18 protein-coding genes are annotated in these 21,288 nt (G+C 36.3%); 4 read left to right on the top strand and 14 right to left on the bottom strand.

Translation table 11 applies throughout. From position 1 onward, the window contains the following. Window positions 1-108: 108 nt before the first annotated feature. The 9 genes from L3049_RS15390 to sufB all read right to left on the bottom strand — a co-directional run bounded on the left by L3049_RS15390 (window position 109) and on the right by sufB (window position 8,875). Window positions 109-1,098, bottom strand: a complete 990-nt coding sequence (locus L3049_RS15390; RefSeq protein WP_275110707.1) for a GSCFA domain-containing protein — start codon at window positions 1,096-1,098, stop codon at window positions 109-111. A 10-nt stretch (window positions 1,099-1,108) separates the two neighbouring features. Then, on the bottom strand, window positions 1,109-1,951 hold the full coding sequence (locus tag L3049_RS15385) for an alpha/beta hydrolase (RefSeq protein ID WP_275110706.1): 843 nt from the start codon (window positions 1,949-1,951) through the stop codon (window positions 1,109-1,111). Window positions 1,952-2,067: 116 nt separating this feature from the next. After that, window positions 2,068-3,000, bottom strand: a complete 933-nt coding sequence (gene queG, locus L3049_RS15380) for a tRNA epoxyqueuosine(34) reductase QueG (protein ID WP_275110705.1) — start codon at window positions 2,998-3,000, stop codon at window positions 2,068-2,070. A gap of 171 nt (window positions 3,001-3,171) precedes the next feature. Further along, the gene (locus L3049_RS15375) at window positions 3,172-3,483 is read right to left on the bottom strand and encodes a metal-sulfur cluster assembly factor (RefSeq protein WP_275110704.1); all 312 of its coding nucleotides are present in this window, start codon (window positions 3,481-3,483) and stop codon (window positions 3,172-3,174) included. A gap of 7 nt (window positions 3,484-3,490) precedes the next feature. Continuing rightward, on the bottom strand, window positions 3,491-3,913 hold the full coding sequence (locus L3049_RS15370; RefSeq protein ID WP_275110703.1) for a SufE family protein: 423 nt from the start codon (window positions 3,911-3,913) through the stop codon (window positions 3,491-3,493). Between the two features lie 33 nt (window positions 3,914-3,946). After that, on the bottom strand, window positions 3,947-5,170 hold the full coding sequence (locus L3049_RS15365; RefSeq protein ID WP_275110702.1) for an aminotransferase class V-fold PLP-dependent enzyme: 1,224 nt from the start codon (window positions 5,168-5,170) through the stop codon (window positions 3,947-3,949). A gap of 18 nt (window positions 5,171-5,188) precedes the next feature. Then, window positions 5,189-6,547, bottom strand: a complete 1,359-nt coding sequence (gene sufD, locus L3049_RS15360; RefSeq protein WP_275110701.1) for a Fe-S cluster assembly protein SufD — start codon at window positions 6,545-6,547, stop codon at window positions 5,189-5,191. 69 nt (window positions 6,548-6,616) lie between these two features. Beyond that, on the bottom strand, window positions 6,617-7,273 hold the full coding sequence (gene sufC, locus L3049_RS15355) for a Fe-S cluster assembly ATPase SufC (protein WP_425440820.1): 657 nt from the start codon (window positions 7,271-7,273) through the stop codon (window positions 6,617-6,619). Window positions 7,274-7,423: 150 nt separating this feature from the next. Next, window positions 7,424-8,875: a Fe-S cluster assembly protein SufB gene (gene sufB / locus L3049_RS15350; protein ID WP_275110700.1), complete on the bottom strand. Its 1,452-nt coding sequence runs from the start codon at window positions 8,873-8,875 to the stop codon at window positions 7,424-7,426. A gap of 589 nt (window positions 8,876-9,464) precedes the next feature. Here sufB and thiL point away from each other — a divergent pair. Next, on the top strand, window positions 9,465-10,511 hold the full coding sequence (gene thiL / locus L3049_RS15345; RefSeq protein WP_275110699.1) for a thiamine-phosphate kinase: 1,047 nt from the start codon (window positions 9,465-9,467) through the stop codon (window positions 10,509-10,511). A gap of 242 nt (window positions 10,512-10,753) precedes the next feature. On the opposite strand, the gene lpxA is transcribed toward thiL, so the two are convergent. From lpxA to L3049_RS15325, 4 genes are all read right to left on the bottom strand, one after another. Continuing rightward, complete coding sequence (gene lpxA, locus L3049_RS15340; RefSeq protein WP_275110698.1) at window positions 10,754-11,536, bottom strand: acyl-ACP--UDP-N-acetylglucosamine O-acyltransferase; 783 nt, start codon at window positions 11,534-11,536, stop codon at window positions 10,754-10,756. Between the two features lie 68 nt (window positions 11,537-11,604). Further along, window positions 11,605-12,996 carry a bifunctional UDP-3-O-[3-hydroxymyristoyl] N-acetylglucosamine deacetylase/3-hydroxyacyl-ACP dehydratase gene (locus L3049_RS15335; RefSeq protein WP_275110697.1) on the bottom strand — a complete coding sequence of 464 codons (1,392 nt, stop codon included), beginning with the start codon at window positions 12,994-12,996 and terminating at the stop codon, window positions 11,605-11,607. Between the two features lie 55 nt (window positions 12,997-13,051). Continuing rightward, window positions 13,052-14,089 (bottom strand): UDP-3-O-(3-hydroxymyristoyl)glucosamine N-acyltransferase, encoded by a 1,038-nt coding sequence (gene lpxD, locus L3049_RS15330; protein WP_275110696.1) that lies wholly within the window; start codon window positions 14,087-14,089, stop codon window positions 13,052-13,054. Window positions 14,090-14,329: 240 nt separating this feature from the next. Beyond that, on the bottom strand, window positions 14,330-15,583 hold the full coding sequence (locus L3049_RS15325) for an HD domain-containing protein (protein WP_275110695.1): 1,254 nt from the start codon (window positions 15,581-15,583) through the stop codon (window positions 14,330-14,332). Between the two features lie 364 nt (window positions 15,584-15,947). On the opposite strand from L3049_RS15325, the gene rimP reads away from it, so the two are divergent. The 3 genes from rimP to infB all read left to right on the top strand — a co-directional run bounded on the left by rimP (window position 15,948) and on the right by infB (window position 20,764). After that, entirely contained in the window at window positions 15,948-16,412 is a 465-nt protein-coding gene (gene rimP / locus L3049_RS15320) for a ribosome assembly cofactor RimP (RefSeq protein WP_275110694.1), read from the top strand. Between the two features lie 20 nt (window positions 16,413-16,432). Beyond that, on the top strand, window positions 16,433-17,671 hold the full coding sequence (nusA, locus tag L3049_RS15315) for a transcription termination factor NusA (RefSeq protein WP_275110693.1): 1,239 nt from the start codon (window positions 16,433-16,435) through the stop codon (window positions 17,669-17,671). Window positions 17,672-19,102: 1,431 nt separating this feature from the next. Beyond that, window positions 19,103-20,764: a translation initiation factor IF-2 gene (gene infB, locus L3049_RS15305; RefSeq protein ID WP_275110692.1), complete on the top strand. Its 1,662-nt coding sequence runs from the start codon at window positions 19,103-19,105 to the stop codon at window positions 20,762-20,764. 128 nt (window positions 20,765-20,892) lie between these two features. Here infB and gcvH read toward each other — a convergent pair whose 3' ends face one another. Then, window positions 20,893-21,267, bottom strand: a complete 375-nt coding sequence (gcvH, locus tag L3049_RS15300) for a glycine cleavage system protein GcvH (protein ID WP_275110691.1) — start codon at window positions 21,265-21,267, stop codon at window positions 20,893-20,895. Between the last annotated feature and the right edge of the window lie 21 nt (window positions 21,268-21,288).

The following is a 21,288-nucleotide window of genomic DNA, read 5'->3' as shown; positions in this document are numbered from 1 at the left end:
GAAATGCAAACTATTTTTACAAAAAGAAATAGCTGCCTGATAATCAGAAGCTATTTTTTTATCCGAAACGGAAAAACAAATTACAAAATACAAATGAGAATGTCCACTCTATATGTGCAAATTTTTCAACAAAACTGATTTTTCTTTATCCAATACGATATTCGGATATTGACTTTGCAGTTTCTCAATATCATGTAAAGTTCTGGTTATAAACTCTTGATGGCTTATAGTATCGGGATTAAAGGGTCTGTGATTAGAAGCTGAAACAATCTTTTCCACCTTCTTCATTACATCCAGTACACTTTTCTCCATGTAGGTATCCACAAAACGACCCCAAATATAATTTATAGCCGTAGAATTCATGTGCAACATGTCTTCCGAATAGAAACGATAGTCTCTTAATTCATCCATTACGATTTCGTAAGACGGAAAATAAGAAACCTGTTCGAACAACTGCACTAGCTGATCTATAGCCAATAGTAAAGTAGATTTGCTTAACTGATTCCCATGAGCACCATCTTTCCAATGTCGAATTGGACTTACAGTGAAAACAATTTTCAAGTTTGGGTTAAAAACAGAAAGAGAAATAATCAATTCTTTGTAGTAATTAACGATTTCATCAACCTCAAGTCGATATCGATGAAAATCTTTAGCTGGTAATTTGTGACAATTAGATACAATCTTTCCTAAATCGAGTAATTCAAAAACCCAAGAAGTACCAAATGTGATGTACAAAACATCAGAATTAGCCAGATCTAATGATGATTTTTTTATTTCTGTATTGATTAAATGCAAACATTCATTTGCATCGGCATGTGAAAAACGACTATGATGTGAGAAACTAAAATATAAATCATTGGCAAAATTTAAATCCTCTTCCTTGAATTCTTTATTCTCGAGAAGGATTTTTAAACTTTCACCAACACTAATAGGATTATATATTACGCCAAAAGGATTAACATTACAATCGAATTTATACCCAAATAACTTTTCGCCGATGTTTTCAACAAAACAAGAACCTAGCATTATCGCTTTAGAGTTGTAGCCAAACTTATCCTTGGATTCTTGAATTTTTACTTTCGTTCGAAAATTTACCATATATGTATCTTTACTTATTTTCTTTTAATTGAGACTCGAGCCAAAGCAAAATATCCGAAAATACGAGATTTTTACAAAAATCATGATGCAATTCATGAAACGCCTTGTCGTATTTAATAAAGGTACATTTATTGATGCAACTTTCAGAAAAAGCTTGACTCGCCTGGCAACTGGTAATCTCATCATCAGTTCCATGAAGTAAAAGTAGTGGTTTTTGAAGGTCATTATTATTATCCAAGACAAAATATCCCGCATCATAAGCATCCACGAATAAACGAAAGGATACCATATGATGAATTAATTCATCTTCATTGTATTTTTTCACTTCTTCCTTATCATGACTTAACAGATTTGCATCAAAACTTGTAGGAATACTATATGAAGGAATGATCTTATCCATCATTCGAAGAAAAGGAAGTACAAATTTAGGCGGAGATGCTTGACTTACAATCCAGGGTGAAGTAGAAATTACGCCCAAATAGTTGGCCTTTCTTTTTAGCAAATGGTTCAAAACCTCTCCACCACCCATACTGTGACCGTAAAGAAAAAATGGCAAGTCAGGAAAAAGTTTATTTGTTTCCTCCAAGACAACATCAATATCATTCATGAAATCCTCATAGGAAGAAATGACTCCAGGTTTTCCATCTGACAATCCATGTCCTCTCTGATCGAAACTTAGCAATGCGAATCCGACATCCACAAATCGCTCTGCCCATTCGTAATAACGAGACGAATGCTCACCAATTCCATGCACCAAACAAATAACTGCTTTCGCTTCATTTTTCGGTTGCCATGATTGCATAAACAAACGAGTATTATCAAATGAATGGATGTGCGTTATATTGTGTATCATTTAAATCTAATTTTATAAAACATTAGCAAAAACTCGAGAATTGAGCAAGTGGTATTATAAAGACTAAACAATTTTACAGAAATAAACTTAAAAAAAGAAGTGTGCAGATAAATGTGTTAGTCTTGTAGAAAATCGAGATTTCTTTTGAAGCCCTTAAATTTGGTTCGCTTTACTGCAGAATTTCTAAACACTTCCCCAAACTGATGCGCATCCATAGTTTCCATGTCCTCTTTAGATAAAGCAAGCAAATCTGGGTTTGGTTCGAATTCAGGAACCGTATTTCCTTTTGCCATTCGATTCCATGGACAAACATCCTGGCAAATATCACAACCAAACACACGATTTTCAAATTTCCCCTTCATCACCTCAGGAATTTCATCTTTCAATTCAATAGTGAAATATGAAATACACTTACTTCCATTAACTACATATGGTTCGGTAATTGCACCAGTTGGGCACGATCGAATGCATTTACTGCATCCTCCACAGAAATCTTGGTAGATAGGATTCTCATATTCCAATTCCATATCAATTAACAACTCACCAAGAAATAGAAAAGAGCCAATTTTACGATTAAGGAGTAATGAATTTTTTCCAATCCACCCCAAACCAGCCTTTCGTGCCCAAGCATGTTCTAATATTGGAGCTGAATCAACAAAGGCTCGTCCTTGCGTTTCTCCAATCTCCTGATTTATATACTCCAAAAGGGCATTTAACTTTTCTTTTATTACAAAATGATAATCCTTTCCATAGGCGTATTTTGCCAAAACTGGTGCTTCAGAATCTTCTTGAGTATTTTCTGGGAAATAATTAAGAGCAACCATTACAATTGACTTGGTATTTTCAACCAAAAGTCGGGGATCGAGGCGCTTCTCTATATTGTTTGCCATATAGCCCATCTCACCATGATAATCTTTATCTAACCAGTCAATGAAACGCTCCTTTTCTTCGGAGAGAAAATCAGCCTCTGCAATACCACAAAGATCAAAACCAAGTTCTTTGGCTTTATCTCTTATAAGTTGTGATTTTGCTGTTAAAGTTAAATTCACAAATTGAAGGTAATAATTTTAAAATATTGTTGAGCCGAATGATAATATGTGTTTGCGATACTACACATCTGCGTTCAATTATTCTTCAGAAGAGACACACGGCCGTGCGTCTGTACATAAAGGTAAAATTAAGATCATAAAAAAAGGACCGTAAAAACAGTCCTTTATATTTTATAGAAAACCCAATTCGAGTTTTGCTTCTTCAGTCATCATGTCCTTATCCCAAGGTGGATCGAAAGTTAAAACGACAGTTACATCGTTAATCTGTGGCAAAGCCTTAATTTTTTCGTTCACCTCTTCAAGAATCTGATCGGCCATAGGACAGTTAGGCGCAGTCAAAGTCATCAAAACTTTCACCTCATCATCTTCGTAAACATCAATTTCATATATCAATCCCAAGTCGTAAATATTCACAGGGATTTCAGGATCGTAAATCGTTTTTAAAATCTCTACGATAATTTCTTCTGTTTGTTTTCTACTCATTTCTGTATTATTTATTCACGTGATTAAACGCAAGTCCATACATTTTGATTTGCTTCACCATAGAAACCAAACCGTTTGAACGTGTTGGAGACAAGTGCTGTTTCAATCCGATCTCATCGATGAATTTTAAATCAGCATTCATAATTGCTTCAGGTGTTTGATTATCGAATACTCGAATCAACAAAGCAGCAATCCCTTTTACAATAATCGCATCACTATCAGCTTCTAATTTCACAACCCCATCTTCCAATTTAGCATTGAACCAAACCTTAGATTGACAGCCTTTAATTAAATTCTGATCTGTTTGATATTGCTCATCCAAACCAGAAAGATCTGTACCCAATTCGATTAAGTATGCATATTTATCCATCCAGTCCTCAAAACCAGCGAATTCTTCAATGATTCCTTCTTGTATTTCGTTTATGGTCATTTCTTGATTTTCTTTTAACTTTTAAAAACTGGCTCAATGTACAAACATTTTGCAAACTTTTAAGATTCCATTGTATAGTGAATCAATTTCCTCTTTTGTATTATAAAAAGCAAAGGATGCTCGCACCGTTCCTTCAATACCAAAATGCTGCATGACAGGCTCGGTACAATGGGTTCCGGTTCTAACTGCTATTCCCATTTGATCGAGCAACATTCCCATATCGTAGAAATGAATTCCATCGATTAGAAACGAAATCACAGATGTTTTATTTTTTGCAGTTCCATAGATTTTCATGCCCGGAATTGCCTCAAATTTTTCTGTAGCGTATTTTAATAAATCCTGCTCGTATGCATCGATACTATCCAAACCGATTGTCTCAACATAGTCGATAGCTGCACCAAGTCCGATTGCATCTATATAGTTTGGCGTACCGGCTTCAAATTTAAATGGCAATTCATTGTAGGTTGTTTTTTCAAAAGAAACCTCCTGAATCATCTCACCTCCGCCTTGCCAAGGTGGCATCTCATTTAAGAATTTCTCTTTCCCATATAAAACACCTATTCCTGTAGGTCCATACAGCTTATGACCTGAAAACACTAGGAAATCAGCATCAAGAGCTTGAACATCGATTTTCTTATGCTGAACCGACTGTGCGGCATCGATAAGAACAGGCACATTTTTCGAATGTGCAAAATCAATAATCTCTTTTATAGGATTAATTGTTCCTAGTGAATTTGATATATGATTTACAGCAAGAATTTTTGTGCGATCAGTAATCAGATCAGGTAATTTTTCAATCATCAATTCCCCTTTATCGTTGAAAGGTATAACTTTTAAAGTCGCTTTCTTTCGCTGACAAAGCATTTGCCATGGCACAATATTCGAATGATGCTCCATTTCTGAAACAATCACCTCATCACCTTCGGAAATATAGCATTCCCCAAATGAGTTTGCAACCAAATTGATACTCTCAGTTGTTCCTCCAGTAAAAATAACTTCATGAGAATGTGCTGCATTAATAAACTTCTGAACCTTAAGACGAGCATTTTCTGCCCCTTCAGTTGATTTATTACTCAAATAATGAACCCCTCGGTGGATATTGGAATTATACTTATTGTAGTATTCTAACATCACGTCAGTTACCTGACTTGGCGTTTGAGTAGTTGCAGCATTATCAAAGTAAACAAGAGGTTTACCGTGAATCATTTCCTCTAAAATAGGAAAGTCTTTACGTATGTTTTCGATATCTATTGTCATTCTAAAAAAAATACAATCCTAGTTACTGCAAGCAATTGCACATGTATTACACTTAGAGATTTCGCCTCTTAATCGTTTTTCAACCAATTCGTCAATACGATCTTTAAGGGCGTCAACTCTAATTTTCTCGATGATTTCGTGAGCAAAAGCAAACATCAACATCATACGAGCTTCTTCTTCATGAATACCACGAGCACGTAGGTAAAATAAAGCGTCATCATCCATCTGACCAACAGTTGCACCATGACTACACTTCACATCATCAGCATCGATAATTAACTGAGGCTTTGTGTTGATAACAGCATTCTCGGATAACAGGAGGTTGTTATTACTCTGATAAGCCTCTGTTTTTTGTGCATCGCGACGAACGTGAATCTTTCCTGTGAAAGCTGCAGTCGCATCATCATCCATTACACCTTTGAAATGCTCATTGCTTACACAATTAGGCTTAGCATGATCTGCAAAAGTAAAATTATCAACATGCTGCTGACGGTCCATCAAATACATACCGTAAGTATGATTTTCGCAATGCTCTCCATCGAATAAAGTGTAGTGATTGTTACGAATCATTCCACCATATAGAGATAGTGTATTAGTCAATACATTTGAATTTGCTTCCTGACGAATAAACACAGAGTTTAGCACAGTTGCATTCAAATGCTGATTTTGCAAGGTATATAAATCGAAAACTGCATTTTTAGCGACATTAATCTCACTTACTGTATTCGATAAGTATTTGTTATGAGTTAGCGTATGATCACAAAAAATTAATTTTGCCTGAGCATTTTCTTCAATCACAACCAGGTTACGTTGAGTCGCCATTAAATCACGATCTGAACGAAGTAGGTTAATCACCTGAATAGGCTTTTCAACTACGATATTTTTAGGAACGTAAATAAAAACACCATCCTTAGCTAAAGCTGTGTTTAGCGCAACCAAACCTTCTTCGTTTGGCTTAGCATATTTCCCGTAGTGTTTCTCGAAAATTTCGCTATGCTTTTCAGCTGCTTCTTGCAGACTACAAACAATAACACCTTTAGGAATATCTAATTCTCTATTCTGATTGTAATACCAACCATTCGAAAGCAATACCAAATTGGTATCTAACTCTGGAACGTCGCAGTAAAACAATTCATTCAAGTCACCAATTACAGTTCTGTATTGTAAATCAACCGTGTAAGGATGATCAAATGCAGGAACTAAATTTGTGTACTTATAATTTTCGTTGGCAAGAGTAGGTACGCCTAATTCCTGAAATTGAACGAAAGCTTTTTCACGAGCTGCATTCATATGATCAGAAGAGCCACTCGAAAGCAATTCTTTGCCTTGCTCGAACAGATCTGCGAAATCCTTATTAATTGTATTTATATCGGCCATTTGTTTAAATATTTAGACACAAAACAATAAGTTGATATTACATCTCACCTACTGCTTCATCGCGTTCAACTATTTTCCGTTTTCTTCCTTAATCCAGTCGTATCCTTTTTCTTCCAATTCAAGCGCTAACTCTTTACCGGCAGTTTTTACGATACGTCCATCGAATAAAACGTGAACTACATCAGGTACAATATAATCAAGCAAACGCTGATAGTGAGTAATCACAACAGTTGAATTCTCTGCATTCTTCAATTTGTTAACCCCATTGGCGACAACACGAAGTGCATCAATATCCAAACCTGAATCAGTCTCATCCAATACAGCTAACTTAGGTTCAAGCATAGCCATTTGGAAAATTTCATTTTTCTTTTTCTCTCCACCAGAGAAACCTTCGTTTACTGAACGATTAGTCAGCTTCGAATCGATCTCTACCAGATTTTTTTTGTCTCGCATCAACTTTAAGAAATCAGCAGCTTTTAAGGGCTCTAATCCTTTATACTTGCGATGCTCGTTTACAGCTGTCTTCATAAAGTTAACAGTTGAAACACCTGGAATCTCAATTGGATACTGGAAGCCTAAGAAGATACCTTCTTTTGCACGAGCTTCTGGAGACAGATCTAAAAGATCTTTTTGTTCAAAAACTACTTCACCTTCTGTAACTTCAAAAAGTTCGCGTCCTGCCAAAACTGAAGCCAATGTACTTTTACCTGCGCCATTAGGGCCCATGATAGCATGAACTTCTCCTGGCTTTATTTCTAGGTTAATCCCTTTTAGGATTTCTTTCCATCAATGGAAACGTGTAAATTTTTAATGCTTAACATGTCACTTCTATTTTGTCGCAGTTATGCGTTGGGTTCTACTTACTTTATATATTGATTATCCGACAGAGCCTTCGAGGCTAATTGCCAATAGTTTTTGTGCTTCAACAGCAAACTCCATAGGCATTTTATTAATCACCTCTTTAGCGTAACCATTAACAATTAAGCCAATAGCATCCTCGGTTGAGATACCTCGCTGGTTACAATAAAAGATCTGATCTTCACCAATTTTCGAGGTGGTTGCCTCGTGCTCGACTTTAGCCGATTTATTATGAACTTCCAAATAAGGATAAGTATGTGCACCACACTTATCGCCCAATAGAAGCGAATCACATTGTGAGAAATTTCGGGCGCCTTCGCAATTCTTAACCACTTTTACCAATCCTCGGTAAGAGTTGTTCGATTTCCCTGCAGAAATACCTTTCGAAATAATCGTTGACTTTGTGTTATTACCGATGTGAATCATCTTCGTTCCCGTATCGGCTTGCTGATGATTATTGGTTACAGCTACTGAGTAGAACTCACTTGATGAACCATCACCTTTTAATATTGTAGATGGGTATTTCCAAGTTACTGCAGATCCTGTTTCAACCTGAGCCCACATTAACTTAGCATTAACGCCTTCACAAATTCCACGCTTGGTTACAAAATTGTAAATACCTCCAAGGCCATCTTTGTTTCCTGGATACCAGTTCTGAACCGTTGAATACTTCACTTCAGCATTATCCTTAACGATGATCTCAACAATTGCGGCGTGCAATTGATTCTCATCACGCATTGGTGCCGTACAACCTTCAAGGTAACTTACATATGATTCGTCTTCACAGATGATCAAAGTACGTTCAAACTGACCTGTATTCTCCGCATTAATTCGGAAATAGGTTGATAGTTCCATTGGGCAACGAACGCCTTTAGGAATATAAACAAAAGAGCCATCCGAAAATACTGCAGAGTTTAGAGCCGCAAAGAAATTGTCGCGATAAGGAACAACCGTTCCCATATACTCCTGAATCAAATCCGGATGATCCTGAACGGCGTCGCTGAATGAACAGAAAATAATTCCCTTCTCAGCTAAAGCTTCTTTAAAAGTCGTTTTCACCGAAGATGAATCCATAACAACATCAACAGCAACATTCGATAAAAGCTTTTGCTCATCCAAAGGGATACCCAGTTTGTCGAAAGTTGCACGAATCTCAGGATCTACATCATCCATACTTTCCAACTTCGCCTTTTGGACAGGAGCTGCATAGTAAATAATATCCTGATAGTCGATTGGTGGAATATCCAGATGTGCCCATTCAGGCATTTTCATGGTTAACCAATGACGGTAAGCTTTTAATCGAAATTCCAACATGAACTCCGGCTCGTTTTTCTTAGACGAAATCAGACGAATCACATCTTCGCTCAAACCCTTTGCAATAGAGTCTGTATCGATGTCACTCGAAAAACCATATTTGTAATCACTTTGCGTGACTTCGTTCAATATTTTATCTTGTTCTTCTTTAGCCATGTTGTTCAAGTATCAAGTAGAAAGCTCCCGAAGGAATACTTTCATAAAAGAATTCAATATTAAAAATCCGAATGGAGAATACATTGCTATAGTTTCGCAAACAACTGCTTTATCATTAAGCTAACTTACAAGTGCATGCCCCTATGAAATTTGATGCAAATATAATAAAGAATTTAGATATCTTTTTACTAAAAGCAAATAAAATACCTAGAAGTCCTTTTATTAGATAACGTAATTAAATTGGAAAGGATACGTTTTCAATCAATCATCCGCAAAAAGAATCCGAAATAGTTGAAAATTTTCAATTTCATCAAAATATTTAAGCGTATTCTTCACGATTCTACCAACATTCATATCAGAAAAATAATCAAAGAGCGTTCTTCTTCATGAATAGAAAAAAACCAATTACTTAAGTATGATTTTCCATTTCTAATTTTTATCTACCTTTGCAGTCAAATTTCAATATCATTAATTGAGGATATTATACCGATTACTAAATAAATGAGCGTCAAGTTCGCAAACTTCTTGCCTCTTTTTATTTATATATCGGCATACTATCAAAAATTAGCTTTAATATATAAACGATATTATGCAAGAAAACAATGCAAAAGGAACTGATATCTCAACATTAGGAGAATTCGGACTAATTAAACACCTTACTAAAAATATCAAGCTAAAACACGAAAGCTCCAATGTTGGTGTTGGCGATGATGCTGCTGTTATTGATTGCAAAAACAAAAAAACTGTTGTTACAACTGATCTTTTGGTTGAAGGGATTCATTTCGATTTGATGTATACACCTCTGCGTCATTTAGGGTATAAAGCAATTGTCGTAAATGTTTCTGATGTTTACGCCATGAATGCTGAGCCTAAGCAGGTGACTGTTTCTTTAGCGATTTCAAAGCGTTTCACTCTCGAAGCCATTGATGAGATTTATGAAGGCATAAATATGGCGTGCGAGAAATATAATGTCGATTTAGTTGGTGGTGACACGACTTCATCACTAACGGGACTTTGCATCTCAGTAACTGCCATTGGTGAAGCTGATGAAGATCAAATCGCATATCGTAGCGGAGCAAAAGCTAACGACTTAATTTGCGTTTCAGGTAATCTGGGAGCAGCCTATGCTGGTCTTCAACTATTAGATAGAGAGAAACGTATTTTCGAAAATAACCCGGAGATTCAACCAGACCTAACAGGTCACGATTACATCCTAGAGCGTCAGTTAAAGCCAGAGGCTAGAAAAGATATTTTTGAGAGCTTACAAGACGCTAAAATCGTTCCTACAGCCATGATTGATGTTTCTGATGGCTTATCATCGGAACTCTTCCATATTTGTGAAGATTCAAAAGTGGGTTGTCAGATTTACGAAGAGAAAATCCCTATTGATTACGAAACTCATAAAATGGCAGAGGAGTTGAATATGAACTATTCAGTTTTTGCGCTTAATGGTGGTGAAGATTACGAATTACTTTTCACCGTACCTCTAGACAAATTTGATGCGATTGAGGAGATGGAAGATGTGAAAGTGATTGGACACATCACAAATGAATCAAAAGGCAAATACTTAGTAACAAGAGATGGTGTCGAAATTGAATTGCAAGCACAAGGTTGGAATCCTATAAAAGAAGATTAATAACCACCTATAAACTAAAGATTCTTTCTGGGAAAGTGCCGACAGGCGAAAGGGTGTGCTTTCACCCCTCTGTCCTATCGGACATCTCCCTTTAAAAAGGGAGAATTCAACAAGTACATTTAGATATTCAAGCAAAAAAAGAGAGCCTTTCAATTGAAAGCCTCTCTTTTTTTTATATCGTTTAAAGCGATGGATTACTCAGGGAAATAATGATATAATTCCGCTAGATAAATCTATCGGGATTATTCTGGGAAATACCCACGCATAATACCTCTTTTTGAGTTCTTAACGAAAAGGATAATCTCATCACGCTCTGGTGAAGCTGGCATCTCTGCTTCAATTGCTTCAATCGCTGCGAAATTATTCATTCCTTTTTGGTAAAGGTAACGATACACATCCTGAATCTCACGAATCTTATCGTTCGAATACTCACGACGACGTAAACCGATTGAGTTAACTCCTACATATGAAACTGGCTCACGAGCTGCTTTCACAAATGGAGGAATATCTTTACGAACTAATGATCCACCTGAAACCATTACATGTGAACCAATGTGTACAAATTGGTGCACAGCCACAAGTCCACTTAAAATAGCGAAATCATCGATCACAACTTCACCAGCAATCTGAGAAGCATTTCCAATAATAATATTATTACCCAAGATACTGTCATGAGCAATGTGAGAGTAAGCCATTAGTAAGCAGTTATCACCTACAACAGTTTTACCTTTTGCAGCTGTTCCTCTATTAATAGTTACACATTCGCGAATTGTTGTATTATTTCCAATCTCAACAGTTGTCTTTTCGCCACGGTATTTCAAATCCTGAGGTACAGCACCAATTACAGCACCTGGAAATACATTACAGTTTTTTCCAATACGTGTACCTTCAAGAATGGTTGCATTAGAACCAATACGTGTTCCTTCTTCAATCACAACATCCTTGTCTATAGTTACGAAAGGTTCGATAACTACATTGTCGGCAATTTTTGCCTCCGGATGTACATAAGCTAAGGGTTGCTTCATTTTATATTTTTTATTTACTGGCAAACCCCAAATAAAATAAGAGTGTGCATCGTAGTAGTTAAAAATTCTTACTTCTTCTTGGCAATCTGAGCCATGAACTCACCTTCAGCTACAATGGTATCACCCACATAAGCCAAACCTCTCATATTAGCAATTCCACGACGAATAGGCGACAAGAATTCTAATTTAAAAATTAAGGTATCGCCTGGAACAACCTTTTTTCTAAACTTGATATTGTTTTGAGTCAGAAAGTAAGTTCCATAATTCTCTGGATCATCAACCTGACTTAAAACTAAAATACCTCCACATTGAGCCATAGCTTCAACCATAAGAACACCCGGCATTACAGGTTCTCCCGGGAAGTGACCAACAAAAAATGGTTCGTTCATTGAAACATTTTTTACCCCAACGATGCTATCGCTTTGAATATCGATAATCTTGTCAACCAACAAAAATGGAGGACGATGTGGTAACAATTTCATTACCCCATTAATGTCTAAAACAGGCTCTTTATTAGGATCGTAAGCCGGTACTGAATCTTTTCCCATCTCTTTTTTAATTCTATTGATTAATACTTTAGCCATCTCGGTATTAGGACCGTGACCTGGGCAGGTTGCAATAACTCTACCTTTTATAAACTTACCACAAAGTGCTAAATCACCAATTACATCAAGCAATTTGTGACGGGCACATTCGTTATCGAAATACAAATCTACATTACTAAGAACGCCTTCTTTTACTTCAACACTTTCGTGATCAAATAAATCTGCAATACGATCTAACTCAGCCTGCTCCATTGGCTGATCCATAATTACAATCGCATTATCTAAATCACCACCTTTTACAAGGTTGTTATTTAAAAGAAATTCTAGCTCACGAACAAAGACGAATGTACGGCACATCGAAATCTCGTTCTTGTATTCGCTCAAACTATTCATGCTCGCAAACTGATTTCTCAAAACTTTCGAGTCAAAAGAAATCATAGTATTTACACTAAACTCATTATCCGGCAGAATTATTAATTCTGATCCACGAGCTTCATCCTTATAAGTAATTCTCTCTTTTACAACGTAGTATTCACGAACCGCATCTTGCTCAACAATTCCAACTTCCTCTATTCCTTCTACATAAAACTTTGCACTTCCATCCAAGATAGGAGGTTCAGGAGAGTTCATCTCAATCATGCAGTTATCAACACCTAAACCGTAAAGAGCGGATAAGGCATGCTCAACTGTTTGAACTTTCACATCACCCTTTTCTAAAACTGTTCCTCTAGACGTATCGCCAACATATTCGGCACTAGCTTTTATTGTTGGTTGTCCTTCAAGATCAACTCTTCTGAACTGGTAACCATGGTTCTCTGGTGCAGGCAAAAATTTAATTGAAACCTCTACCCCTGTATGTAAACCTTTCCCCGAAAGAGAAAATTCTTTTGCTAAAGTTCTTTGTTTATCAGCCATAACTTGACACCAATATTTTTAATTCCAGGTTTAATAATTGAAAGAAAACTTTCTTTTATTCTTTCTTCAATTCTTTCAACTCCTTCTCCAATGTCATGATTTGCTCACGCATTTTAGGCAGGTTCTTGAACAACACATATGATTTTTGGTATGGACCGAATTCAAAAGCAGGTGATCCTTGAACAACCGTTCCAACTTTCTTGATATTTTTCCCAAGCCCGGATTGCGCTGCAATTTTTACTTCATCAGCAATACTAATGTGCCCAGCAAAACCAACTTGCCCACCAATCATGCAATTCTTACCAATTTTGGTACTCCCTGCAAGCCCTGTTTGAGAAGCAATCACCGTATTTTCATCAATTTCAACATTGTGTGCCACCTGAATTAGGTTATCCAACTTCACTCCTTTACGAATGATAGTTGATCCCATCGTTGCTCTGTCAACACAGGTATTTGCGCCAATCTCTACATGATCTTCAATCACAACATTACCTACCTGAGGAACTTTTTTGTAATTATTGGCTGATGAAGGAGCAAACCCAAAACCATCACCACCAATTACAACACCCGAATGGAAAATACATTCTGCACCAATTTTGCAATTCTCATAAATTTTAACTCCGGAGTTTAAAACGGTGTTATCACCTATAATTACATTATCTCCAACATAAGAGTGAGGATAAATCTTGACATTCTTACCAAGCTTAACATTGCTACCGATATAAGCAAAGGCTCCAATATAAACTTGTTCGCCAACTTGTGCTGTTTTACTCACAAACGAAGGCTGCTCAACTCCAACATGCTGAGGTTTGCTCTGCTCATACATCTCAAGCAGTTGCGCTAAAGCCTGATAGGCGTCGTCAACACGAACTAAAGTTGCTACGATTTCTTTATCAGCTACAAAATCCTTATTTACTAAAACAATCGATGATTTAGTTTCATAAATATAATGTGCATATTTTGGATTGGCTAAAAACGATAATGTTCCTGGCTTACCTTCTTCAATTCTGGATACATTATTTACTGCAACAGTTCCGTCTCCTTCGACTTCACCGTTCAGAAACTCTGCAATATCTTGTGCTCTAAATTCCATTTGTTCTACTTTTTATCAAACCACTTAAATGATCTTTTTTATTCCTGATTTTCTGAGCAAATACTCAAAAACAAATCATCCAATATCGTTGATTAATAAGAAAAAAATTTCTGCAAATCTAATAATTATTTCATGCACATGAAATTTTTTCGTCCATTGCCTGCTTTATCAAGAAAGAAACAAACAGATAAATTGTTGTGAAAATCAACTTATCTTATCAAAATCATGAACCTAGAAACCTTAAATTTTAGGGTAACAGAGGTAGTATTTCTTCACTGTTTTTGATAAAACAGAAGCATCTAACATATCCGAAGCCTCTCCAATGTCACACTGGCTATCATCTTTATAAAGAATATTTATTTGATCATCATCAGAACTGTACGCATTATTGCTAATCGAATTAGAAATCACCAAAAAGTCTAAAGCATGATTTGAACAAGCAAAATAACTTTTCACTTTCATTCTTACCTGATCAATATATTCTTTAGTAAAAGCAGTTTTTTGAATCTCAATTTTATACAATTGTCGATCGCGGATGCACTTACATAGATAAGAAAGTACTCGATCACTATGATTTGACCATACTTTTAAACTCACCATGATATCATCATCATCCAGATCAGCAAAAACCTCCAAAGCACTTTTACCATCTAACACAGGATTTGGGTTCTCAAACTCCAACTCTCCCACTTTATTGTATAAAAAATACTGCAAAGATGGTGTTGCAAATAATTCCTCCCCACGTTCAGCAAGATATTTAGCCCTCTTCAGAATATAAACAAGCATTTCCTCTGCAGCAATAACCGTTTTATGCAAATATACCTGCCAATACATTAAACGTCGTGCTATTAAAAACTTCTCAATAGAATAGATTCCCTTTGCCTCGACTACCAACTGATCATTCCTAACATCTAGCATTTTAATGATTCGTGCCGATCCAACGACTCCTTCAGTCACACCGGCAAAAAAACTATCCCTTCTTAAATAGTCCAATCGATCCATATCTAATTGACTAGACACCAACTGATTTAAAAATCGTTTAGGATATTCATTCTTGAAAATTTGAATCGCCAAACTAAGTTCTCCTTCGAATTGTTGGTTTAGTCGGCTCATAAACAATTCCGAAATGCGTTCATGCGTTATCCCATTAACGATACTGTACTCTAAAGCATGTGAAAAAGGACCATGTCCTATATCGTGTAATAAAATTGCAGCATAAACTCCCTCTTCTTCCTCTTCTGTAATCACATGCCCCTTTGAGCGAATGGTTTCAATTGCCAAACTCATTAAATGAGTTGCCCCTAAAGCATGTTGAAATCGATTATGAAAGGCTCCAGGAAACACTAGGAAAGTCAAGCCTAATTGCTTAATCCTTCTTAAACGCTGAAAAAAAGAATGCTCAACCAACTCGTATGATATTCCTGATGGGATATGAATAAAACCGTGAACCGGATCATTTACAATTTTCTTTTTGAATCTATTTTCTATCGTCATAGGCAATTGTGTATAGGGCTTAGCAACAAATGTATAAAAACTAGTCAACAAAGCCTATCCCAGCTATATCCAAAATCCCAAGCACGAACCATTCGTATTCTTTCATTTTTAATTCTACTCATCATCCCTTGAAGTTCATTTCACCGAATCTAGTACCGATTATTAAACAATAGATTTTAAGGAACTTGTCCAAAAATTCTCATTATCAGGCAAAATAAATATTCATTAGCAATTAGAATACAATAATTTAGAAGAGTCTCATTTGTTTTTTAGAACATTTATATCTAATTTTGCATCGAAAAGTAAGCAGTACGTGAACTTTAGGGGACAAAAAGTCCCCTATTTTATTGACATTAACCGATATATGATTGATAAAAAAATTATAACTGAAATTGTTGAAAATGAAATTGCTGATACCGACCTATTTTTGGTTGAGCTTAGCGTTTCAGCAGGGAACGCAATTTATATTGCGATCGACAGTTTACAAGGAGTGCCAATCATTACATGCATTGAGTTAAGCCGCGCAATTGAAAAGCACTTTGATCGTGAGATAGAGGACTTTGAATTGCAAGTTACATCTGCAGGTATTGGTCAACCTTTTCAAGTTCTTAAGCAATACCACAAATTTTTAAACAAAGATGTTGAGGTATTAACGACAGAAGGACTTAAATTTATAGGAAAATTAATCACCGTAGGTGATGAAGAAATAGAAATTGAAGTTGAGGAAAAAATTAAAGTTGAAGGAAAAAAGAAAAAGCAACTCGTTGTTAAGTCTTACACTTTCAAATTTGATCAAATTAAATCAACAAAAGATATAATTACTTTTTAACAAGTGAATCGCTGAGTCATATGAATCTTATTGAAACTTTTTCAGAATTTAAAGAGTTAAAAAACATCGATCGTGCAACCATGATGAGTGTTTTGGAAGATGTATTCCGAAACCTTCTATTGAAAAATTACGGTACTGATGAAAACTTTGACATCATCATTAACCCTGACAAGGGTGATTTGGAGATTTGGAGAAATCGTGAAGTAGTTGCTGATGCTGATATTGAAGATAAAAACCTTCAAATCACACTATCTGAAGCTAAGAAAATAGATGAAGATTATGAACTTGGTGAAGAGGTAACTGATGAAGTTAAATTCTTAGATTTTGGACGTCGTTCAATTCTGACACTTCGTCAAAACCTATCAGCTCGTATTATGGAGCTTGAGAAGGATAATATCTTTAATACTTACAAAGACAGGATTGGTGAGATTATCACTGGTGAAGTTTATCAGATTTGGAAAAAAGAGATTCTTGTTATCGACGATGAAGGTAACGAGTTGATTATGCCAAAAACAGAGCAGATTCCTTCGGATTATTTCCGTAAAGGTGAAACTCTGAGAGCGGTTGTTGTTCGTGTTGAAGTGAAAAACAACAGTCCTCTTATTATTATATCCAGAACATCTCCTGTATTCCTTGAGCGTTTATTTGAACTTGAGGTTCCTGAGATTTTTGATGGATTGATTACAATCAAAAATATCGTTCGTACTCCTGGTGAGAGAGCAAAGGTTGCAGTAGAATCATACGACGAGCGTATTGATCCTGTTGGAGCTTGTGTTGGTATGAAAGGATCGAGAATTCACGGTATTGTTCGTGAGTTGAGAAACGAAAATATCGACGTCATTAATTATACAACAAACACCTCTTTGTTTATTTCACGTGCACTTAACCCAGCCAAAGTAAACTCGGTTAAGTTTAACGATGAAACTAGCAAAGCTGAAGTATACTTAAATCCAGAAGAAGTATCTTTGGCAATTGGTAAAGGTGGTTTAAATATAAAACTTGCAGGTCAACTTACTGGTTACGAAATAGACGTTTATCGTGAGAAAGTACAAAGTGAGGTTGAAGGTGAAGAAGATGTAAACTTGTCAGAATTTAATGATGAGATTGAAGCTTGGATCATCGAAGAATTTAAGAAAATAGGTTGCGACACTGCCCGTTCTGTGTTGGAACTTACAGCAGAGGAATTAGAAAAAAGAACAGATCTTGAGATCGAGACTATTAATGATATTTTGAATATTTTTAGATCCGAGTTCGAATAATTAAATTCTTCAGAATCATGATGTAAATTATTATAACGGGACATTTAACAGTTAACTTCAGAATATGACAAAAGTCAATAAAAATATAAGACTTAGTAAACTAGCACGAGAATTCAATGTAGGTATTACTACTATTGTGGAATTCTTGAACAAAAAAGGGATTGAAATGGATTCAAACCCTAATAACAAAGTGTCCGGAGAGGCTTATGATATTCTTGCAAAAGAATATAGTTCAGATTTGAATCTGAAGAAGGAATCCGAGAAAGTAAATCTGAAGAGCACGCGTGAGAAGAAAGAAACAGTTTCAATTGAAAATGTTTCAGAAGATTCGGAACCAGAAAAGAGTAGCAAAGAAGAAGTTGCTGAAATAGTAGTAGAAAAGCCAGTTGCTAAAGATCCTGTTAAAGTAGTAGGTAAGATTGATTTAGATGCACTTAAGCCTAAGTCGAAACAACCTAAAGCTGTGAAGCAGGAAGTTGTAACTGAACCTAAAATAAAGAAGGAAGAGAAACCTGTTGAACCAGTAAAGTCTGAGGAACCAAAGAAAGAGGCTCCTAAAGCAGAAAAAGCTGTTGAGAAACCGGTAGTTGAAAAGGCTCAACCTGCAAAAGAAGAAGTTACTGAACAACCATCTGAATCTGCTAAAAAGCCTGTTCAGGATGACCAAACTGTTAAAATGGAAACCCCGAAAAAAGAGGAAAAAGCTCAAGCTCCTAAAGAGGAGAAAAAAGATGAGCTTAAAGTGGTGGGTAAAATTGATTTGGCTTCGTTAAATCAAAAAACTCGCCCTGCCAAAAAAACAAAAGCTGAGAAAGAGGAGGAAAGAAGAGAAAAACAAAAAGTTGCTTCTCCTAAGCCTAATGCTCAAGATAGCTCAGAGACAGGGAAAGAAGAAATTTATAAATCTTCTACCAAGAAATTAACAGGTCCTACGGTTATTGGAAAAATTGAACTTCCGGTAGAAAAGAAACCTGGTGCAGGAAACAAAGAGAAAGTATCTTCTAATCAGCGTAAAAAGCGTAAAAGAATTAGAAAAGATACTGAAAAAGTAAATGTAGCTAACCCAGGGCAAGCAAAACCAGGAAAACCAGGAAAACCAACAAACTCAACGGAAGGTAGAGTAAGAGGTACTGGTGCTGGAGCTTCTAGATTTTCTAAACTGAAGAAGAAGAAAGCTGTTAAAAAAGAGGTTAGCGAAGAAGATGTTCAAAAGCAAATTAAAGATACTTTAGCTAGATTAACATCTAAGGGTGGAAAATCGAAAGGCTCAAAGCACCGTCGCGATAAGCGTGAAGTTGAAAGTGCGAAACGTGAGAAAATTGCAGAACAAATTGAAGCTGAAAAGAACGTTCTTAAGCTGACAGAATTTGTGACTGTGAACGAATTAGCAACCATGATGGAAGTGCCAGTTACCAAATTATCGGAACATGTATGGGACTTGGTCTATTTGTATCAATCAATCAACGATTGGATGCTGAGACAATTTCAGTTGTTGCTGATGAGTTCGGTTTCGAAGCCGAATTCGTTAGTGTTGAAATTCAGGAGTCTATTATTGAAGAAGAAGACAAAGAAGAAGATTTAATTGACAGAGCTCCTATTGTTACCGTAATGGGTCACGTTGACCACGGTAAAACATCATTACTTGACTATGTTCGTCATGCGAATGTAATCGATGGTGAAGCAGGGGGTATTACTCAGCATATTGGTGCTTACAATGTGAAACTTGATGATGGAAGACGTGTTTCTTTCCTTGATACACCGGGTCACGAAGCCTTTACAGCAATGCGTGCTCGTGGTGCTCAAGTTACCGATATTGTTATTATTATTGTTGCTGCCGATGATAACGTGATGCCACAAACAATTGAGGCAATCAATCACGCAAGTGCAGCAGGTGTACCAATCGTATTTGCGATCAATAAGATCGATAAAGATGGTGCAGATCCAGAAAGAATTAAGAGTGAACTTGCTAACATGAACTACCTGGTTGAAGACTGGGGTGGTAAATATCAGTGTCAGGAAATTTCAGCGAAAAACGGTGTTAACATCGAAGAGTTACTTGAAAAAGTATTGCTTGAAGCTGAACTACTTGAATTGAGAGCAAATCCAAAGAAACGTGCGATTGGTTCAGTAATTGAATCATCACTAGATAAAGGTAGAGGTTACGTTACAACTTTATTGGTTCAAGCAGGAACACTTAAAGTTGGTGATATTCTACTAGCAGGTAGTTACACTGGTCACGTTAAGGCTATGTTTAACGAACGTGGTAAGAAAATTGATGCAGTTGGTCCTTCGGAACCAGCATTGATTCTTGGTTTGAATGGTGCACCACAAGCGGGTGACAATTTCAATGTAATGGAGAGTGAGAAGGAAGCTCGTGGTATTGCTAACAAACGTGAGCAATTACAGCGTGAGCAGGGTCTGAGAACTCAGAAGCATATTACTCTTGATGAAATTGGTCGTCGTATTGCTATCGGAAACTTCCAGGAACTTAACGTTATTGTTAAGGGTGACGTGGATGGTTCTATTGAGGCACTTTCTGACTCATTAATCAAACTATCAACTGAAGAAATTCAAGTAAACGTTATTCATAAAGCTGTTGGTCAGATTTCTGAATCAGATGTTATGCTTGCAACCGCTTCTAACGCGATTATTGTTGGTTTCCAAGTAAGACCTTCAATCGGAGCAAGACGAATTGCTGAGAAGGAAGAAATCGATATCAGATTGTACTCAATTATCTACGATGCTATCGAAGAATTGAAATCTGCAATGGAAGGTATGCTTTCTCCTGAGATTAAAGAAGAGATTGTGGCTACTGTTGAGGTTACTGAGACATTCAATATATCTAAAGTTGGTACAATTGCAGGTTGTATTGTTCGTGAAGGTAAGATTAAGCGTAGTTCTAAGATTCGTTTAATTCGTGAAGGTATCGTTATTTACTCCGGAGCTCTTGGTTCATTGAAACGATTCAAGGATGATGTGAAAGAAGTTGCAAAAGGTTACGAATGTGGATTGAATATCGAGAAATACAACGACATTAAAGTTGGCGATATGGTAGAAGCTTTCGAAGAAACCGAAGTAAAAAAGAAATTGTAATATACAATTCTCATATATTTGAAAAGCAGGCTTTTGAGCCTGCTTTTTTTTTGCTCTAAACACAAATATATAAAGCAAAAAAAAGCCCCTCACACAATGTATGAAGGGCTTTATATCTTATTGAATCCTTACAATAAAGCTTTGTAAGCTTCTGCAGAAAGTAATTCTTCAAGTTCTGAAGCTTCAGCAATATTTACTTTAATAATCCAACCGTCACCATAAGGATCAGAGTTTACCAAGTCTGGAGCATCTTCCAACTTCTCGTTGAATTCCAATACTTCACCACTCAATGGCATAAACATATCAGAAACAGTTTTTACAGCTTCAATAGTTCCAAAAACTTCTTCTCTATCCAAAGTCTCACCTTCAGTTTCAACTTCGATAAAAACGATATCACCTAATTCTCCTTGAGCAAAATCAGTAACACCAATAAAGGCTGCATCACCTTCAACACGAATCCATTCGTGATCTTTTGTAAACTTTAAATTTTCAGGTACGTTCATGATAATTCTTGTTTAAGTCTA

The organism is Labilibaculum sp. DW002, from assembly GCF_029029525.1.
GTDB classification, from domain to species: domain Bacteria; phylum Bacteroidota; class Bacteroidia; order Bacteroidales; family Marinifilaceae; genus Paralabilibaculum; species Paralabilibaculum antarcticum.
This window is presented reverse-complemented; position numbering and strand designations above follow the sequence as displayed.

Bases quoted from the DNA above. Each gene is read 5' to 3' on its own strand.
- L3049_RS15390 (WP_275110707.1), bottom strand. From the start codon at position 1,098: ATGGTAAATTTTCGAACGAAAGTAAAAATTCAAGAATCCAAGGATAAG.
- L3049_RS15385 (WP_275110706.1), bottom strand. From the start codon at position 1,951: ATGATACACAATATAACGCACATCCATTCATTTGATAATACTCGTTTG.
- L3049_RS15375 (WP_275110704.1), bottom strand. From the start codon at position 3,483: ATGAGTAGAAAACAAACAGAAGAAATTATCGTAGAGATTTTAAAAACG.
- L3049_RS15370 (WP_275110703.1), bottom strand. From the start codon at position 3,913: ATGACCATAAACGAAATACAAGAAGGAATCATTGAAGAATTCGCTGGT.
- L3049_RS15365 (WP_275110702.1), bottom strand. From the start codon at position 5,170: ATGACAATAGATATCGAAAACATACGTAAAGACTTTCCTATTTTAGAG.
- sufD (WP_275110701.1), bottom strand. From the start codon at position 6,547: ATGGCCGATATAAATACAATTAATAAGGATTTCGCAGATCTGTTCGAG.
- sufC (WP_425440820.1), bottom strand. From the start codon at position 7,273: ATGGGCCCTAATGGCGCAGGTAAAAGTACATTGGCTTCAGTTTTGGCA.
- sufB (WP_275110700.1), bottom strand. From the start codon at position 8,875: ATGGCTAAAGAAGAACAAGATAAAATATTGAACGAAGTCACGCAAAGT.
- thiL (WP_275110699.1), top strand. From the start codon at position 9,465: ATGCAAGAAAACAATGCAAAAGGAACTGATATCTCAACATTAGGAGAA.
- lpxA (WP_275110698.1), bottom strand. From the start codon at position 11,536: ATGAAGCAACCCTTAGCTTATGTACATCCGGAGGCAAAAATTGCCGAC.
- L3049_RS15335 (WP_275110697.1), bottom strand. From the start codon at position 12,996: ATGGCTGATAAACAAAGAACTTTAGCAAAAGAATTTTCTCTTTCGGGG.
- lpxD (WP_275110696.1), bottom strand. From the start codon at position 14,089: ATGGAATTTAGAGCACAAGATATTGCAGAGTTTCTGAACGGTGAAGTC.
- L3049_RS15325 (WP_275110695.1), bottom strand. From the start codon at position 15,583: ATGACGATAGAAAATAGATTCAAAAAGAAAATTGTAAATGATCCGGTT.
- rimP (WP_275110694.1), top strand. From the start codon at position 15,948: ATGATTGATAAAAAAATTATAACTGAAATTGTTGAAAATGAAATTGCT.
- nusA (WP_275110693.1), top strand. From the start codon at position 16,433: ATGAATCTTATTGAAACTTTTTCAGAATTTAAAGAGTTAAAAAACATC.
- infB (WP_275110692.1), top strand. From the start codon at position 19,103: ATGGGACTTGGTCTATTTGTATCAATCAATCAACGATTGGATGCTGAG.
- gcvH (WP_275110691.1), bottom strand. From the start codon at position 21,267: ATGAACGTACCTGAAAATTTAAAGTTTACAAAAGATCACGAATGGATT.